At 65.4% G+C, this 18,025-nt stretch carries 12 protein-coding genes; 2 read left to right on the top strand and 10 right to left on the bottom strand.

Going from position 1 to position 18,025, the window contains the following annotated elements; translation table 11 throughout:
- Positions 1-8 precede the first annotated feature (8 nt).
- A complete protein-coding gene (gene recG / locus AC07SI_RS11590; protein ID WP_495005766.1) occupies positions 9-2,084 on the top strand; it encodes an ATP-dependent DNA helicase RecG in 2,076 nt (691 codons plus the stop codon).
- Between the two features lie 129 nt (positions 2,085-2,213).
- The gene (locus AC07SI_RS11585; protein ID WP_065902502.1) at positions 2,214-3,614 is read left to right on the top strand and encodes an aminoacyl-tRNA deacylase and HDOD domain-containing protein; all 1,401 of its coding nucleotides are present in this window, start codon (positions 2,214-2,216) and stop codon (positions 3,612-3,614) included.
- A 178-nt stretch (positions 3,615-3,792) separates the two neighbouring features.
- On the opposite strand, the gene AC07SI_RS11580 is transcribed toward AC07SI_RS11585, so the two are convergent.
- The 10 genes from AC07SI_RS11580 to AC07SI_RS11535 form a co-directional block, all read right to left on the bottom strand.
- Complete coding sequence (locus AC07SI_RS11580) at positions 3,793-4,173, bottom strand: helicase (RefSeq protein WP_495005765.1); 381 nt, start codon at positions 4,171-4,173, stop codon at positions 3,793-3,795.
- Between the two features lie 124 nt (positions 4,174-4,297).
- Positions 4,298-5,221 (bottom strand): type VI secretion system-associated lipoprotein TagQ, encoded by a 924-nt coding sequence (tagQ, locus tag AC07SI_RS11575; protein WP_065902504.1) that lies wholly within the window; start codon positions 5,219-5,221, stop codon positions 4,298-4,300.
- Between the two features lie 84 nt (positions 5,222-5,305).
- Complete coding sequence (locus AC07SI_RS11570; RefSeq protein WP_065902506.1) at positions 5,306-7,018, bottom strand: SUMF1/EgtB/PvdO family nonheme iron enzyme; 1,713 nt, start codon at positions 7,016-7,018, stop codon at positions 5,306-5,308.
- Complete coding sequence (locus AC07SI_RS11565; protein ID WP_495005764.1) at positions 7,011-8,195, bottom strand: FtsX-like permease family protein; 1,185 nt, start codon at positions 8,193-8,195, stop codon at positions 7,011-7,013. Before AC07SI_RS11565 ends, AC07SI_RS11570 begins: the two co-directional genes overlap by 8 nt.
- A complete protein-coding gene (locus AC07SI_RS11560) occupies positions 8,195-8,899 on the bottom strand; it encodes an ABC transporter ATP-binding protein (RefSeq protein WP_495005763.1) in 705 nt (234 codons plus the stop codon). The genes AC07SI_RS11565 and AC07SI_RS11560 overlap by 1 nt, the downstream gene beginning before the upstream one ends.
- The gene (locus AC07SI_RS11555; protein WP_495005762.1) at positions 8,899-11,871 is read right to left on the bottom strand and encodes a serine/threonine-protein kinase; all 2,973 of its coding nucleotides are present in this window, start codon (positions 11,869-11,871) and stop codon (positions 8,899-8,901) included. Before AC07SI_RS11555 ends, AC07SI_RS11560 begins: the two co-directional genes overlap by 1 nt.
- Positions 11,868-12,587 (bottom strand): PP2C family protein-serine/threonine phosphatase, encoded by a 720-nt coding sequence (locus tag AC07SI_RS11550; protein WP_065902515.1) that lies wholly within the window; start codon positions 12,585-12,587, stop codon positions 11,868-11,870. Before AC07SI_RS11550 ends, AC07SI_RS11555 begins: the two co-directional genes overlap by 4 nt.
- Positions 12,588-13,241, bottom strand: coding sequence for a type VI secretion system-associated protein TagF (gene tagF, locus AC07SI_RS11545; protein ID WP_065902517.1), 654 nt, complete (start codon positions 13,239-13,241; stop codon positions 12,588-12,590).
- Positions 13,238-16,738: a type VI secretion system membrane subunit TssM gene (gene tssM / locus AC07SI_RS11540; RefSeq protein WP_106802282.1), complete on the bottom strand. Its 3,501-nt coding sequence runs from the start codon at positions 16,736-16,738 to the stop codon at positions 13,238-13,240. The genes tagF and tssM overlap by 4 nt, the downstream gene beginning before the upstream one ends.
- Positions 16,735-18,024 (bottom strand): DotU family type VI secretion system protein, encoded by a 1,290-nt coding sequence (locus tag AC07SI_RS11535; RefSeq protein ID WP_065902521.1) that lies wholly within the window; start codon positions 18,022-18,024, stop codon positions 16,735-16,737. The genes tssM and AC07SI_RS11535 overlap by 4 nt, the downstream gene beginning before the upstream one ends.
- Position 18,025 lies beyond the last annotated feature (1 nt).

The raw sequence follows: 18,025 nt of genomic DNA, 5'->3' as shown, positions 1-18,025 counted from the left end.
TTAACGGTATGACTGAGCTGTCGCAGGTGTCGGTGACGGCACTCAAGGGTGTCGGTGAGGCCATGGCTGAAAAGCTGGCCAAAGTCGGCCTGGAAAACCTCCAGGACGTGCTGTTCCACCTGCCCCTGCGTTACCAGGATCGTACCCGCGTGGTGCCGATTGGCCATTTGCGCCCAGGGCAGGATGCAGTGGTCGAGGGTACCGTCAGCGGCGCCGACGTGGTGATGGGCAAGCGCCGCAGCTTGGTCGTGCGCCTGCAGGACGGCACCGGCGGCTTGAGCCTGCGCTTCTACCATTTCAGCAACGCCCAGAAAGAAGGCCTCAAGCGCGGCACCCGCGTGCGCTGCTACGGTGAAGCTCGCCCCGGCGCGTCCGGCCTGGAGATCTACCACCCGGAATACCGCGCCATCACCGGCGACGAGCCGCCGCCGGTGGACACCACGCTCACCCCGATCTACCCGCTGACCGAAGGCCTGACCCAACAGCGCCTGCGCCAGCTGTGCATGCAAACCCTGACCCTGCTCGGCCCCAAGAGCCTGCCCGACTGGCTGCCCCTGGAGCTGGCCCGCGACTACCAACTGGCGCCGCTGGACGATGCGATTCGCTACCTGCATCACCCGCCGGCTGACGCCGACGTCGACGAGTTGGCCCTCGGTCATCATTGGGCCCAGCACCGCCTGGCCTTCGAAGAATTGCTGACCCACCAACTGTCCCAGCAGCGCCTGCGCGAAAGCATGCGTTCGTTGCGCGCGCCGGCCATGCCCAAGGCCACGCGCCTGCCTGCGCAATACCTGGCCAACCTCGGTTTTGCGCCGACCGGTGCCCAGCAGCGCGTCGGCAATGAAATCGCCTACGACCTGAGCCAGAAAGAACCCATGCTGCGCCTGATCCAGGGCGACGTGGGCGCAGGCAAGACCGTGGTCGCGGCCCTCGCGGCCCTGCAAGCCCTGGAGGCCGGCTACCAAGTGGCGCTGATGGCGCCCACCGAGATTCTCGCCGAGCAGCACTTCATCACGTTCAAGCGCTGGCTCGAACCGCTGGGCCTGGAAGTGGCCTGGCTGGCTGGCAAGCTCAAGGGCAAGAACCGCGCAGCAGCGCTGGAGCAAATCGCCGGCGGCGCGCCCATGGTGGTGGGCACGCACGCGCTGTTCCAGGACGAAGTGCAATTCCAGAACCTGGCCTTGGTGATCATCGACGAACAGCACCGCTTTGGCGTGCAACAACGCCTGGCGCTGCGCCAGAAAGGCGTGGGCGGACGCATGAGCCCGCACCAGTTGATCATGACCGCCACACCGATCCCGCGCACCCTGGCCATGAGCGCTTACGCCGACCTCGACACGTCGATCCTCGACGAACTGCCCCCCGGCCGTACCCCGGTCAACACCGTGCTGGTCACCGACACCCGCCGCGTCGAAGTCATCGAGCGCGTGCGCGGAGCCTGCGCCGAGGGCCGCCAGGCCTATTGGGTGTGCACGCTGATCGAGGAGTCCGAGGAGCTGACCTGCCAGGCCGCCGAAACCACCTATGAAGACCTCACCAGCGCCTTGGGCGAACTCAAGGTCGGGCTGATCCACGGCCGCATGAAACCCGTGGAAAAGGCCGCGGTGATGGCCGAGTTCAAGGCGGGCAACCTGCAACTGTTGGTCGCCACGACCGTCATTGAAGTCGGCGTGGACGTGCCCAATGCCAGCCTGATGATCATCGAAAACCCCGAACGCCTGGGCCTGGCGCAGCTGCACCAATTGCGCGGCCGCGTCGGCCGGGGCAGCGCGGCCAGCCACTGCGTGCTGCTCTACCACCCACCGCTGTCGCAGATCGGCCGTCAGCGCCTGGGCATCATGCGTGAAACCAACGACGGTTTTGTCATCGCCGAGAAAGACCTCGAACTGCGCGGCCCCGGCGAAATGCTCGGCACGCGCCAGACCGGCCTGCTGCAATTCAAGGTCGCCGACCTGATGCGCGACGCCGATCTGCTGCCCGCCGTACGCGATGCCGCGCAGGCGCTGCTCGAGCGCTGGCCGGACCACGTCAGCCCGCTGCTGGATCGCTGGTTGCGCCACGGCCAACAATACGGCCAGGTCTGACCCTCCCCGCCGGCGATAGCGCCAGAACGCCCGGCCCCTTCGCTAACCGCGTCACAAACCGCAGTTAGTCGACCAACATATGTATCAAGCTGGTTATACTTCGGTGACTGTAGGAAATTGGATCAGGCCATGTCAGAAGTTGCCCTCGCCACAGCCCCACTGACCGCCCCGCCGGTCATTCGGGCTCTGCTCGCTAAGCTCGCCGTCAGCTACACGGAAGTTGCCGACCAACCGGGCCTGAATCCTGCGCGAAAGGTCCAGGCCGTGCTGCTGGAAGATGCGGTGGGCGCACTGATGGTGCTGTTCCCGCAGAACCAGTTGCTCGATCTCAACCGCCTCGCCGAACTCACCGGGCGCCGCCTCACCGCCGTGTCGCCGGACCGCGTTGAACGCATGCTGGGCAAGCATGACCTGAGCCTGCTGCCGGGCCTGCCGCCACTCACCAGTTCGCCGTGCCTGTATGAAGGCAGCCTGCTCGACGAGCCGAGTCTGCTGGTGCATTCGGGCGAAGCCGGGCTGCTGCTGGAAATCACCAGCGACGCATTCAAGACGATGCTCACCAAGGCCAGCGCCGGCCACTTCGGCGAGCCGCTGAGTAATATTCGCCCCAACCTCGATCGCCCCAATGATGACCGCGAGGAAATCACCCAGGCGATGCAGGCGTTCACTGCCCGCCGGATCCAGCAGCGCCTGGAAGCGACCATCGAGATTCCACCGCTGGCCGATACCGCGCAGAAAATCATCAAGCTGCGGGTCGACCCCAACGCCACCATCGACGACATCACCGGTGTGGTGGAGACCGACCCGGCCTTGGCCGCGCAGGTAGTGAGCTGGGCCGCATCGCCGTATTACGCGTCGCCGGGCAAGATCCGTTCGGTGGAAGACGCCATCGTGCGCGTGCTGGGCTTTGACCTGGTGATCAACCTCGCGCTGGGCCTGGCCCTGGGCAAGACCCTGAGCCTGCCCAAGGACCACCCGCATCAGTCGACGCCGTACTGGCACCAGTCGATCTACACCGCCGCCGTGATCGAAGGCCTGACCCGCGCCATGCCGCGCGCCCAGCGCCCGGAAGCGGGCCTGACCTACCTGGCCGGCTTGCTGCACAACTTCGGCTACCTGTTGCTGGCCCACGTGTTCCCGCCGCACTTTTCGCTGATCTGCCGGCACCTGGAGGTCAACCCGCACCTGTGCCACAGCTATGTCGAACAGCACTTGCTGGGCATCAGCCGCGAGCAGATCGGCGCCTGGTTGATGCGCTACTGGGACATGCCGGACGAACTGTCCACCGCCCTGCGCTTCCAGCACGACCCGACCTACGACGGCCAATACGCCGAGTACCCGAACCTGGTGTGCCTGGCCGTGCGCCTGCTGCGTAGCCGTGGGATCGGCTCCGGGCCGGACGAGGCGATTCCGGACGCGCTGCTTGAGCGCCTGGGACTGACGCGCGACAAGGCTGAAGAAGTTGTAGGCAAGGTACTGGATGCCGAGGTGCTGTTGCGTGAGCTGGCTTCGCAGTTCAGCCAGGCCTAACCCTCAAGCGCAATTGTGGCGAGCGGGCTTGTCCCGCGTCGGGCCGCGAAGCGGGCCTAAAACCTGACGTCCCACTCTTGATGAAATGACGCGGTGGCCTGAACAGGGGGCTGCTGCGCAGCCCAACGCGGGGCAAGCCCGCTCGCCACAAAAAGGATCGCCTGCCAAAAAGGTCGCTTCAGGTTTTCTTCTTTTTCTTCGGCTTCAAATACTTGGTCAGCCCCTGGAACCAGATCACCAGCGCCGGGTTGCCCTTGATCTGGATCGACTTGTCCTGAATCCCCGTCATGAACGCCAGTTGCTTGTTCTTCGCCTGCATCGTGGCGAAGCCATAGGCGGCATTCTTGAACGCGATGGCAAACGCCGGCGTCGGGTGAACACCCGAGTGGCTGGTAATGCGCTGGTCTTTGACGACGAAGTGACGGGCAACCTTGCCGTCCAGTGTCTGCAACTGGAACGCCAGGTCTTTGTCACCCAGCTGTTGCTGGAAGGCAGGATTGGTGCGGCTGGCTTTGCCCATCAGCAGGCCCAGCACCCACAGCAGAAGACGAAATTTCATGCACACGGCCTCGGTGTAATTATTGAGTGGCCGCAGCAGTGTAACGATTTGATCGAGGAACGCCACCGATCTCGCGCTTTAGACGGAGATCGGCTGGCGTTTAACGCTTATAGCAACATGTTGCTTAAACGTTAGGGCAAGGCACCGGCGCCCAGTCGGCCAGGTTTGGATCGCGGCAGGTGCCTTCGATCTGCGCCTTGCCGGCGCTGGCGACCTGCTTGCTTTCAGCTTGCTTGGCCTGCACGGTCTGGATGCTCTTCTCGGTGGTTACCGCTTCTTTAGGCACCACTGGCAGCGCAGGCTTCTTCGCTGGCTTCACGGCTTTCTTGCCTTTGGCCGGGGCCACGGGCGGCGTGGTGTCGGCGGTGGCCACGGTGACCACGTCGGCGCGCTGCACGCCTACCTGCTGCAGGTCTTGCTCGTAGGCCTGGGTGTAGTTGTTCAGGTCTTCGCTGGCTTTGCCGTTGACCGCGACGATCAGGTCATTGGACTCCTTCAGGCCCGCGACGATTTCTGCCAGGCGCTTGCGGCCTTCGGTGTCGTTGACGGTCTTGGCCTTGCGGTCGGCCACCAGCTTGGTGAACGCGCTCTGGTAGCACTGCTGGGACGCCTTGGCGTAGGCGGTGCTGCGGTCGATGTCGGAGGCGCTTTTGTTGAAGTCGGTGGAGTACGACGCGATGCGCTGGTTGTCATCGGTGATCTGTTTCTGACGCTCGGTGTAGTAACCCGCCGCGCCGCCGGCCAGGGCGCCGCCCGCTGCGCCGATCGCCGCGTTGCGGCCGCGCTTGTCGGAGTCGCCGGTCAAGGCGCCAAGCAGTGCACCGCCGGCCGCGCCGAGGGCGGCACCGGTGACGACCGACTTGGTCATGTCCGAATCGGTGGCGCGCAGGTGCTGCACCGGCTCGTAGCAGTTGGGGTAGTACTCGACCTTGGTGCTCGACGCGACCTTGGACGCCGGCGACGTGGCGCAGCCAGTCAGCACGGTGCTGAAACCGGCCGCGATCAGCAGCAAGTGACGCTTGGAAACCGCCTTACGGGAAAAAAGCATAGATGTGTTCTCTTTTAAGTTTGACTTGCCCAGCACGGCCCACCGCCGCCTGAGTCCCTTCCAAGCTCGCCATACAGCCAACGATCAAGACCGCTGACCGCTCGCTGCGAGCAATTCCTTCAAGATCGTCGCCGGGTCGGCCCGCTGTTGCTTGCGGTAGTTGCCGACATGGCGGACGAACAGTGTTGCGCGCGTCACCAGGCTCTTGCCGAGCACGGGTTTGCGATCCAACTCTTCCTTGATTCGTTGAAACTGTGCCTGGATCACCGCATCGGTGTAGCGCGTGCCGGTGGCCAGGTTGTCGATGTAGATCGCCACCGCGCCGTCGAGGGCGCTGCGTCCGTTGTCGATGGCGGTGGCGAACAGCTGCGCGCTGGCCTCGTCCTTGTTGTCCAGGGCCTGCTGGCGACTCTTCTGCAGGTTGGCCAGGCGGATGTTGTAGTTACTGATGGTCTCGGCCACCAACGCGGCCGACTGGATCAGGTTGCCCGCTGCCTCTTCGCGTTGCTGGGCGATCAGCGAGACATTGCGCTTGAGCTCTTCGTTGACCAATCCCAGCTCGGCCTGCAGCTTGGGGTCGGCGCTGGCGGCGATGATGCTGTCCAGGCGCTTGGTCGGGTCCTGGGCATCGTCGATGGCGTCGGTCAGCGCGGCCAGGCGACCTTCTTTCTGCCACTGCGCGAACAGTTCCTTGTAGCGCGAGCGCGGTGCCGACAAGGCCCCCATCGCCACGCGGAAGCCGGTGGTTTCGTTGCTCTGCTCGGTGCCATCGGCAGCGAACAGCGGGTATTCGCGACGCATGCCGGTGAACAGCGTGCCCTCACCTTCCAGGTAGTTGCCGCCCTTGACCACAAAGCCGCCGTAGGTGCCCTGGCGACGCCCGGCGTGCACCAGCTGGAAGGACTCCTGGACCATTTCCGCGGCGTTGCCGATCACATCGAACATACCGATCGGGTTGGGCAATTTGGTGCCGATGGGCATCAACCGCGCCGCCTGCCCGGTGCCACCGGCGACCTGGTTGAAGACTGCGTAATCACCTAGCGGGCCGTCGCTGTCACTGCCGTCAGTGCGGCGCGGGAACAGGCGCCCTTCCAGGTCCTGGCGGCTCACCGCGTGGCCGCCGCGCGCGGCGAATTCCCATTCCACTTCGGTGGGCAGGCGCACAAACCCCAGGCCGCCGTCATCCGCCGACGAACCGCGCCCGCTGACCGGCAGCAAGTCACGGTGGTATTTCATCAACCAGGCGCTGTACACCGCCGAGAAGCGCTCGGCCTCAAAGCGCGAGAGCTTGACCTTGGGCAAACGCCCGGCCATGCCGCTGGGAACATCGCAGGCCGGCGCCGGCTCGCCGCTGGCCAGCGACTGCGCCTGGGACATCACCTGGGCGTACTGGCGGGCAGTCACTTCGTACTTGCCGATGAAGTAGAGCATGGGCTTGAGCGGGGTCTTGGCGTCGGTCTTCGGCATCAGTGGCGCGATGACTTTGTTCCACTCTTTCGGCAGGTCCTTGAGGGTGAACTGGCCGTTGATGAAGTCGCGGCGGTAACCGGAAATAAACGACTGCTGGTAGCCGGCCTCACCTTCGGCAAAGGGATAGCCGAGGCTGATCTCGCGATCGTCCAGGGTGCCCTGGGCCAGGACGTAGGCGTAGCGAAACAGCATATTGCCTTCGCACGGCAGCGGCAGGCTGACGTCGCCGGGCAACGGTTTGGGGTTGTCGAGCTTGTCGCTTGCCTCATCGGCCCAGGCCATCGAGGCCAGGCTCAGCGCCACACAGGCGCCCAGTAACTTATACATCTCTGATTCCTTCAGAAGCCTGGATACGCGCCACTCGCCAACCGCCACAGGCCGCCGCCACGGCGCTGACGCCAAGGACTGCAACCAGGGCCAGGGCGTAATGACGCGCCAGCAGGTGGCTGGCGTGTTCGCCCGGCACCTGCACGAATAATTGATTCAACCCCGCCTCGGCCAGTGCATACAGCCCGGCACTCAGCACGGCGGCGAAACCTGCGCTGTACAGCGCCTGCATCACCACAAACAGCAACAGCGCGCCGGTGGAAAAGCCCAGCAGGCGCAACACCGACAATTCCCGACGCTTGCGCGCCACCGCAGCCAACGCCCCGGCGAAGATCGCCGCGAACGCCCCCGCCAACGCCAACCCGGCGATGATCCAGAACACAATCGACAGGTTGCGGCTCAACGACTGCACCTGGGCGATGGTGTGCGCCTGGGTCGACACCAGCAGGTTCTGCCCGGCGAAATACACCCGCAGCGCCTCCACGTCGACCAGGCTGCGCGCATACAAGCGAAACGCCGGGTACACGCGCTGCTCGCTCACGCCCACGGCTTCACCGTCCCAACCCAATGCCGGTACGGCGCGGCCATCGCGGTAATCCTCGGCCGCTTCCAGCAAACTCAAATCAGCAAACAACCCGTCGCGCGCAAAGGCTTCCAGCGGCACTACCGCCAGCACCTGCAGACGTGTGCGCCGGGCCTCGACGCGCCCCGCCACTTGCCGTGCAAAGCTGGTTTCCAGCCAATCGCCTGGCCGCGCCGCGAGCTTTTCGGCGGCGGTGTGGCTCAGCACGATCTGGTCCAGCCCGCGCGGCATCGGCACGCCCGCCAGCAACGGATCGCCCGACGCTGTCGGCAGCATTTCCAGGGTCAGCGTGCCCACTTGCGCGGTGGCTGCAATCTGCCGTGTACGTGGCAGTGCAAACGCCACATCCGGGCGCTGGCCCAGTTGCTCGACAAATGCGCTGCTGAATCGACCACCGCCCAACGGAATAATTTCACGGGTCGCGGGGTCGGTCTCCAAACGTTCGGTCAAACTGCTAACCAGTCCAAATTTCAGGCCGAATAACACCAGCAACGGCGCGATCACGGCGACCAGTGCCAGCACCGAGCAGGCCGACAGCCACGCGTCGTTGCGATAATCCTGCCAAGCCAGGGAGGCCACCAGAGGGATGCGCATCAGCTCGCCTCCCCGAGTGTCGCGGTGACACCACCGTCGGTGTCACGACGACAACTGATGCGCCGCACCTGCAAGCCGCTGGCACGCGCCAGGGCCTCGTCATGGGTGGCAATCACGCAGGCGGCGCGATGCTCGCGAGCCTGGGCCAGCAGCGCGTGCATCACGCGCTCGGCGTTCAGCGGGTCAAGCGAGGCAGTCGGCTCGTCCGCCAGCACCAGCTGCGGCGCATGGGCCAGCGCGCGGGCGCAGCTCACACGCTGGCGTTGCCCCACCGACAGCGCTGCCGGCTTCTTCATCAACTGATCACTGATTTCCAACTGCGCGGCCAGGCGCGCCACGCTGCCGTCATCCTTCAGGCCCAGCAGTTGCCGCGACAGCGCGATATTGCTGCGCACATCCAGAAACCCCAGCAGCCCGCCCGTTTGCAGCACGTAACCCAGGTGCCTGCTGCGCAACTCGGCCAGGGTGGATTGCTGATCGGCGCGCCACAACGCGGCGATATCCTGCTGATGGAAGTCAAACTGACCGACTTGATCCGGCGCCAATACCAGCGCGAGCAAATCAAGCAAGGTGCTTTTGCCACAGCCGCTCGGACCGACGATTGCCACTTGTTCACCGGCACGCAGCGCCAGCGCCGGAATCACCAGGCTGTAACGCTGGCTACCGACACCCCGGCTCTTGTGCACCGCGCTCATGTTCAGCATCAAGGCAGCGTCGACAGCGGCACGCGGTACAACGCATCGCCCGGCTCGGCATCGCCGAAACGGACCCAGTTGGCCACGTCATTGTGGAAGGTTTCGTAGAGACGGATTTTCGAGTCCAGCTCGTCGATAAAGTCTTCCTGCTCGGCCACGCTCAACGACAACCACAAGTCCTGGGTCATGTTCAGCGACTTGCTGCGGTACGGCAGGCCTTCCAGGTATTCGCCGAGAATGCCGCCGTCGGCCAGGTTGCCGCCCTTGCGCAGGGCTTGCGGGTCGCGGCTCATATAAGCCGAGGCGCTGGCAATTTCCTGGAAAAAATCCTTGGGCGAGGTCTGGGTCTTGCGCGCCGCGTCGACAATCAGTTTCAGCGACTGCTGCAGGTCATTGAGCTGCAATTTGGTCAGCATCACACACACCTGGAACGCCGGCAGCGCCGGGTTGGTCAGGTCGCGGTCGGCGGTCCAGGCGCTGACCAGCTGCGGCGCCTGGCTCGCGGTTTTGCGCCCGAGGAAATCCATGTGCATCGCGTAGCCGACCGCCGCCGATTTGTCCGCCAGACTCGGTGCACTGCTCAACTGCGGCACCGGCTGCGGCGAATTGCTGCGCACCTGATGGACAAGGTTGGCGAACACCGTGCCGATCTCGTCGACTCGCTCACCTAACTTGCGCACATCGCCACCCGGCACCGCCGTGTACAGATCAGCGATCTGCGGGTTGGCGTCGGCCGTGAGGATACGGTACTGGCTCTCGGCACCGGCGTGGGTTTTCTTGCCGGCGTCAGTGCGCAGGTGCAGCGCGTAGATCTTAATCTGCTTGCCCAGCGCGGCCTGGCGTACTTCGGCTTCGTTCATCTGGGTGGCCGCGAAAGGATCGTTCTTGCGCAGCGCGCCGGCATCGGTCACCAGCAGGATGATGCGACCGCCATAGCCGGACCAGTCCATGCCGTCCACGGCCTGCATCACGCCGGCGAACGCGTCCTCGTTGAACGAGTGGCTGGACACGGTGGACGCCTTGACCTGGCGCGCCATGTCGAGAAAACGCTGCGGGTCGCGGCCCTGGTCGAGGGTGATCAGGGGCTTGGCCACGTATTCCAGGCCCGGGGTTTTCTTGATGCTGCTGCGAAAACCGACCATGCCGAAGCTGACACTGTCCAACTCGCCACGCTCGGCGATGCGGGTTTGCAGCTCGTGCACCACATCGCGGATCTGGTCGATATAGGGCTGCATGGACACGGTGGTATCGACCACCAACACCACAGCGGTACGGAAGGCGTCCGCGTTGGCATTCAGCACCGGCGTGGCAGCGGCGGTGCCGGGGTCGATGGAGGCCACGTTGAGCAACTGCACCGGCTGGCCGTTTTCGTCGAAACTCTCTTTGGAATCGAAGATCGGCAGCAGGTAGAACTGGTTCTGCGGCACTGCACTGGCGGTCGGTTCAAGAGCCAGCACCTGGCCGTTGTCGTCGCTGTTTTTCTGCGCCTTGGCCAACACGCCCTTGGCGGCGGCGGGGTCGGCCAGCAGTTTCTCGACTTCGCTGGACTGGCGCAGGAACATCACCGGCGCCCGGCCCGAGCGCTCGGTGAACTTGAGCACCAGGCTCTGCTTCCAGTCACTGACTTGCGCGGCCGGCAACCAGCCATCGCTGCGGCCATCGGTGGCGGCGCCGACGCGGACCCACGGGCTGCCATCAACGTCCTTGCGCTGATAAACGTAGAGCACGGAAAACGCCGGCAGTCCTTCGCCTGGCGCGCCACCGGCATCATGCGAGAGCTTGGCGCCCGGCTTGCTGAGCACGCGCTGGAACAAGGTTTTCTTGCCGGCCATCAGCAGCGGGCGCTGACCGCCGTCCACCTCGGCCACTGCCGGTGTCGCCACTGCCGGCGGCGCCTTGGGCAGCACGGCAGCCGGCGGCTTGGCGGACTCATCGTTGCCACTCAGCCACCAGTAGCTCGCGCCACCAATGGCCAACGCGACCGCCACGGCCACGGCGGCCAATGCCAATACCGGCCCACGGCGCTGCTCGGACACGGCGTTGTGCTGGGTCGGCGTTACCACCGGCTGACGCACCGGCTGCGGCTGGGGTTTATCGGTCGGGATGTCGATGGAGACCGGCGTCATGCCCGCCAGATCGAAGCTCAGCGGGATCGGCAACGGCCGCACCAGGGTGGCTTCCAGCGACTCCGCTGGCAGGTTGTCCAGCGCTGCCAGCAACGCCGCCGCATCCGGGAAACGCTCCGCCGGGTCCTTGGCCAACAGCTTGCGCAGCACGTCCTGATAACGCCCGTGGTGCACCGGCAGCTCCGGCAAAGGCTCGGTCAGGTGCGCCAGTGCCGTGGACAGCGCATCGGTGCCGTTGTACGGCAGCTTGCCGACGAGGATTTCGTACAACACCACGCCCAACGCATACAGGTCGGCGCGGCCATCGATCTCCTGGCCCCGCGCCTGTTCCGGGCTCATGTAGCTCGGCGTGCCCACGGCAAACCCGGCCTGGGTGAACTGGGTGCGGTCGTCCAGGGACTTGGCGATGCCGAAATCCGACAGTACCGCCGTGCCATCGGCGCGAAACAGAATGTTCGCCGGCTTGACGTCGCGGTGCACCAGGCCCTGGGCATGCGCATAGCCAAGTGCCGAGGCGATCTGGCGAATCAGCGTCACGCCCTGCTCCGGCGTCAGGCCGGCGGCGATGCGCTCTTTCAGCGTGCCGTTGGGCAGGTATTCCATGGCCATGTAATACAGCTCACCGACATTGCCGATGTCATGGATGGTCACTGTGTGCGGGTGCGACAAACGCGCCAGGGTCTTGCCCTCGCGCAGGAAGCGTTCGCAGAAGCTCGGGTCGGCCGCCAGTGCCGCCGCCATCACCTTCAACGCGACCTTGCGCTCCAGCGAACGCTGGGTCGCCAGGTACACGCTGGCCATGGCGCCTTCGCCGATTTCGCCTTCGATGTCATAGCCGGGAATCAGGATGTTCATGCCGATACCTTCACGACGATGGCGGTGATGTTGTCCGGCGCACCGCGGTTAAGCCCCAGGTGCACCAGGCTGCGCACGATTTCATCCGGCGCGTCGTGGCTGAGCACTTCGCGGATTTCATGGTCTTCGACGGTTTTGTTCAGGCCGTCGCTGCACAACAGGTAGCTGTCGCCAGGGGCGATCAGCAGGTCGATCACCGCCAGCTCCAACTGGGCTTCCACGCCAATCGCGCGGGTGACAATGTTGGCGCGCGGGTGCACACGGGCGTCGGCTTCGCTGAGCAGGCCGCTGTCTTGCAGGTCCTGGACGTAGCTGTGGTCGCGGGAGATGCCTTCGAGCACGCCGTCGCGCAGGCGGTACAGGCGACTGTCGCCCGCCCACAGGCACACGCCGCGCAAGCCGCGCGCGGCCAGCACGACCACGGTGCTGCCCATCATCGTCACGCCACGGTTGGCGGTTTCTTCACGCACGGCGGCGTTGATGCGGATCAGGTCATTGCGCAGCGCCGCCGAGTATTCGTCGAGGGAACGCCCCACAGGGAGACTGCGCAGGCTGTCGACGATCAGGCTGCTGACGTAGTCCCCCGCCGCATGCCCGCCCATGCCATCGGCGACCACCCACAGGCGATTCTCCGGCAGGTCCAGGCACGCGTCTTCGTTGACCTGGCGGACCATGCCCACATGGCTTTTGCTCGCGGATTTGTACGTCGACCCCATCTACACCACACCTTCTTGTCCGAGCAAAAACTGCGCAAAATCGCCGGTGGCAGGCAGGCCCTGACACCGCAATAAACCAGGGGAAATCGTCTGCGAACCACGGCCCCACCACAGGCTCGCACCGTCGCAGGCCTGTTCGGCGAGCGCATTCATGCGCTGCTCGGGCTCGCTGGCCGCCACGCGTTGCAGGCCGGCGAAACGACTGTCCACCGCGCGCAATGTGCTTGCCGGCACGCCCAGGCTGTCGAGGCCAGCATTGAAGCTTTCGAACGAGGCGCCGGCATCCAGGGTGCTGAGCAACAGCTCTTCAGCGTGTTCGAACCAGGTGTCCGGCCCGCCCACCAGGGAGGCAGGATTGGTGTCGTGATCCAGCAAGGCCACCACCGCCAGCGGGAAATAGCGCCCGACCCGGTCGATGCTCGGCATCACCACGCCCGCCGCCGCGTCCGGCCCGCACACGCCCGGCGCCAGTACAAAGCGCCACAGCGGGCTGACCAAGTACACATTGAGCCAGTCGGCGCCGAGGCTGTGCTGGCTGGCGAGCAGACCCGCCGCCAGCCAGCTGTCCCACGGGCCGATAAAACTCTGCGGCAAGGCGCGGCTGACAAAGTCGCCGCGGCTGGCCAGCTTGCCGTAGAAACCCAGGGTCGTCATAGCCGCTCCGGCAGGCTGAAGCCACTGAGCACACGGCTCTTGAACGGGTTGAAAGCGCTGTTGGCGCGCAGCTCGTAGGCAATGCTCGCGCCGTCGACCCGCAGGCGCAGGTTGAAGCGATCCGGCGAGTTGCCGGCGGTCAGGTCCGATTGCTCCAGCAGGCGGAACCATGCCCACGGCCCGTCCAACGTCACCCCGGAACGCCCGCTGGCCGACGGCGGCATGATCGAAATACGCACCACGCCAATGCTGCCGGGGTTCGGCCATTGCATCGCCACCGGCCGGCTCGGGCCATGGTCGTAACTCAATTGCTGGCCGTCGAGGTCAAGCAGGAACTGAGTGATGGTCGGGTCCATCGACACCGGCTTGAGTTCGAACCGCACGATCGGCTGGGTGCCGCCGGCGCGGAAGAACGCATCGCGAATCGTCGCGGCGCGCTGGAAGGTCTGCAGCACGCCCGGCGCAATGCCGAGCTTCTGCGCCGCGCCCGGCTGCCAGCGCCAGGTCTGCGCGGAGGTGTCCACGTACGGCTGCAGGTATTTGCGGAAGTAGTTGTCCATTACCCCGCCCACGCCGAAGAACTGGCCGAAGTCATCCAGGGTGGCATCCCGCGCGCTGCCCGGCGCCATCGGGTAGCGCCCGGCCAGGGACTGGCGATACACGTTGACCACTTCGCTGACCCAAGCCGCGTTCAGCTGGTTGCGCACGCCGCCCATCATGCTGTTGGTAGTGGAATTGACCACCGACTTGACCATGCCCTGCACCAGCGGTGGTTGGCGTTCGGCATTCAGGCTGACCCGCGTGGCTGCCGCCGCTGCCTGGTTCTTCGCCTCGCCGAGCAAGGCATCACCGCTGGCGCCGACCATGGCGCTGACCTGCACATACAGCGCGTTCATGTCCGCCAACAGGCCGTCGATAGCTGCCGGCTCGCCTTCGTTCTTGCTGACGATGCTGTTGAGTTCGGCAAAGTGCGCGGTCACCGGATCGTCTGCCGCCTGCGGTGCATTGGCGACAGGTTGCTCCTGGCCGAGCAGGCTGCCGAGACGCTCCTTGAGCTTGTCGACGCCGCCTTCCACCGGTACGCCCTTGGCCGCCAGCTGGCGCTCTTCCGCCTGCAGATCGGTTTCCCTGGCCACCGCCACCAGCAGTTTTTTCAGCGGCGAGGTCGGGCCGGAAATCACCCGCAGCACGTCGGCGGCCTGGGCCACGCTGGTGATCGGCACAAAGTCGATATCGGCGAGCAAGGCATCCCACTGGCGCTGGTAATCCTGGAAATACAGGCGCCGCACATCGGCGGCCAGGCTCACCACGTTTTGCTGGTCGGCCTGCTCATGGCCGAGCACCCATTGCTCCTCGGCCAGGGTGCCGGTCTGATTCAGGCTGCTCAGCAGGAACGCCTGGCGATAGCCCTTGGCGGTGAAGAACCCACTCAACGGCTCGCCCAGCGGCTTGCCGCTCTTGCGGCTGAACACCAGCGCCGCGTCACGCCCAGCGGCTTCGTTGAGGCGAAAGTCCGGGATGCCTTCGGGCAGCTTCTGACGCTTGACCCGGTCGTAGACGCGCTGCGCCACCGGCAGTTGCTGCAGCTGGCGACGCAGGTCGTCGATCAGGCGCGGGTCGAGCCGCGCGCTCGGCGGATGGCGTTCGAACAGCGCCTGCAAGTGCCCGGTCAAGGCCTGGCGCTGGTCGGCCGGCAAGTCGCGTGGCAGGTTGCGATCCCAGTCCAGGGCGATCCAGGCCTTGATGAAGTCCGGGTCATAGTGCTCGGTGTCGGCGAGCATCAGGTAAGCCTTGAGCCCTTCGTAGAGGAAGTCCGAATTGCCGCCGCCATGCAGTTGCTCTTCGATGCGCGTCACCAGGCGTGGCGCGAAGACGGCGATCAACAGCTTGCGATAGACGCTGGCGGACTCGGCTTCAAGCATGTCGCCCTGATACAGGCCCAACCCTTCGGACCAGCTCGGCGAATCGCCCGCCAGGTTTTTAACCGCGTTGAGCAGCGGCAGCACCGCGAGCACATCACGCTGCGCCGGGCTGAGGTTCTGCACTGTCTGGCCGAGCGGCGCGACCTTCTGGTCGACCTGGGCGATATACGCCTGGTTGGCGCGATAGCTCACCCACCACAGGCCGCTGACCACCACCACCAACGCCACGGTGGCCGCAAGCACGCCGCGCGCGATCCACTTGCGCCGGCGCTCGACCTTCGGGTTCACCCCCACCAGCCCGCGCTCGGCGAAGGCCACGGCGGTGAAGAGTTTTTCGATGAAGTAACTGCGCCCGGTGCCACTCTGGCGCGCCAGGTGCTGGCGGTCCAGGTTCATGCTCTGGGCCATGGCGCCGATCAGGCGGTCGATCGGGCTGCCTTCCTGGGTGCCGCTGGTGAAGTACACGCCGCGCAGCAGCACGCGCTCTTCAAAGGCATTGGGCTTGAACACGCCCTCAAGAAAGCTTTGCAGGCAATCCTTCAAGGCGCCGAACTGCTGCGGGAAGCCATAGATCAGGTCGCGCCGCGCCGGGTCGCGTTCCTGTTGCAGGCGTTCGACCAGGCGCTCGTTGAGGCGCTGCTCCAGGCCGGCGAATTCGCTTTGCAAGTGTGCCAGCGGACTGTCGCTGTTCTTGCCGTCATCGAGGGCAAAGGTCATGCCCCACACCTGGGCGCGCTCTTCCTTGCTCAGGTTGTCGAAGAACTCCATGAAGCCCGGCACCAGGTCGAGCTTGGTCAGCATCAGGTAGATCGGGAAGCGCACGCCCAGCTGGGTGTACAGCTCCTGGATCCGCAGGCGAATCGCGGCGGCGTGGGCAGCGCGTTCCTCGTCACTGCCCAGCAGCAGGTCCGACAGGCTGATGGCGATGAAGGCGCCATCGATCGGGCGGCGCGAACGCTGCTTTTTCAGCAGGTCGAGAAAACCCAGCCACGCAGCCTTGTCCACCGTGGAGTTGCTGTCCTGGGTGGTGTAGCGGCCGGCGGTGTCGAGCAAAACGGCCTGGTCGGTAAACCACCAGTCACAGTTGCGCGTACCACCGACACCGCGCACCGCTCCGGCGCCCAACTGGGCGGCGAGAGGAAAGTGCAGCCCGGAATTGACCAGCGCAGTGGTCTTGCCCGAACCCGGCGGGCCGATGATCACGTACCACGGAAGCTCGTAAAGGTTGCGCCGCTCATCACCGCCCAGCTTGGCCTTTTTCAGCAACGCCAGGGCTTCGTCCATGCGCTGGCGCAGGGTGGTGAGTTCTTCGGCGGTGGCCACGCTGTTGGGGTCGGCCGGGGTTTCCGCCGCCAGGCTGCGCATCACTTCGGCGGCCTGGCGCCGGGCCTGGAGGATGCGGAACACGCGGTAGGCGATCCACAGCGCAAACACCAGGATGATCAGCGCCCAGCGTCGCCCTTCGGGCACCAGCACGTCGAGCAATGGCCCGACAAACCAGATGATCAGGCTCAGGGCGATCAGGCCCAGGACGGGGATCACCCAGCGAATCATGAAACTGAAAAACGCCTTCACTCGACGCCCTCCGCCAATACGGTGATTTCAACCCGACGATTGCGGGCACGGCCTTCGGCAGTGGCGTTGGTCGCCACCGGCTCGGTGTCGCTTCTGCCTTCGGCACTGAAGCGATCGGCCTGGCCGGTCTTGGCTGCCAGGATCTCCAGCACCGACTTGGCGCGTGCTTCGGACAGCGCCCAGTTCGATGGGAAGCGCAGCGTGGCAATCGGGCGGTTGTCGCTGTGCCCGGTCACGCGCACCTGGCCCTTGACCTTGCGGATGGCGTCGGCAATGCGCAGCATCAGCGGCTGGTAGTCATCGACAATGCTGGAGCTGGCGGAGGCAAACAGTTCGTCGCCGCGGATCGTCACCACGGAACGGTCGACGGCATCCTCCACCGCGACGCGACCGGCCTTGATGTCTTCCACCAGGAAACCCGCCAGGCGCGGCCGTTCGATGACTTTGGGCTGCGCCACCGGACGGTCGATGGCCTGCACCGGGATTTCGCCCAGGGCATGGATATTCTTGAACACCGGCTCGGCGTCCGCGGCCAGCTTCATGCGCAAACCAAACAGCAGCGCCAGCAGCAGCGCCAGGCCGATGGCCACGGCGATCCACGGCGGCATGAACTGCGCCAACCGGTCGCGCGCCACCGTCACGCCGCGCCAATGCGGCGACAGCTCGCGCTCGTGCTCGCCACGCGCACTGCGAATGGCTGCGGCGGTACGTTCGCGCAGGGCTTCCAACTGGCTGCGACCGTCGTTCATCACGCGGTAGCGGCCTTCGAAACCCAGGCACATGCACAGGTACAACAGCTCCAACAGGTACAGGCGTTCCCGTGGGCTTTGCAGGCAGTGGTCGAGCAGCTGGAAGACCTTTTCGCCGCCCCAGGCTTCGTTGTGCACAGTGATCAGCAGGCTCTGCTTGCCCCAGTCGCTGGTGCTGCCCCACGGCGTGCTCAGCACTGCTTCGTCAAGGGCGGTGCACAGCGCGTAACGCGCCAGCAGCACTTCGTTGCGCGCCACACCGGCGGCTTCGGCACGTTCTTCGAACTGGCGCAGGTAGGCCAGCAATTGCGCGCGCAGGCTGGCCGGCGCCGGATGGGCGATGGTGCTGCGCAGGCGCGTGAGCAGTGCCAGCAGCGGGCCGGCGGCGCTTTCAAGCGGGTTGAGGCCCTGGCTCTTGCCGGTCAGGATCGGCGCTGCCGGCATCGACAGCGGGGCCGGTTGTGCACGCACCGGCTCCGGCGCCCGGCCACCCGGGCGCGGCATGAACTGGGTGCGGTCATCGTCATTGGGATGCATC

This window comes from Pseudomonas sp. GW821-FHT05D12 (assembly GCF_059419825.1).
This window is presented reverse-complemented; position numbering and strand designations above follow the sequence as displayed.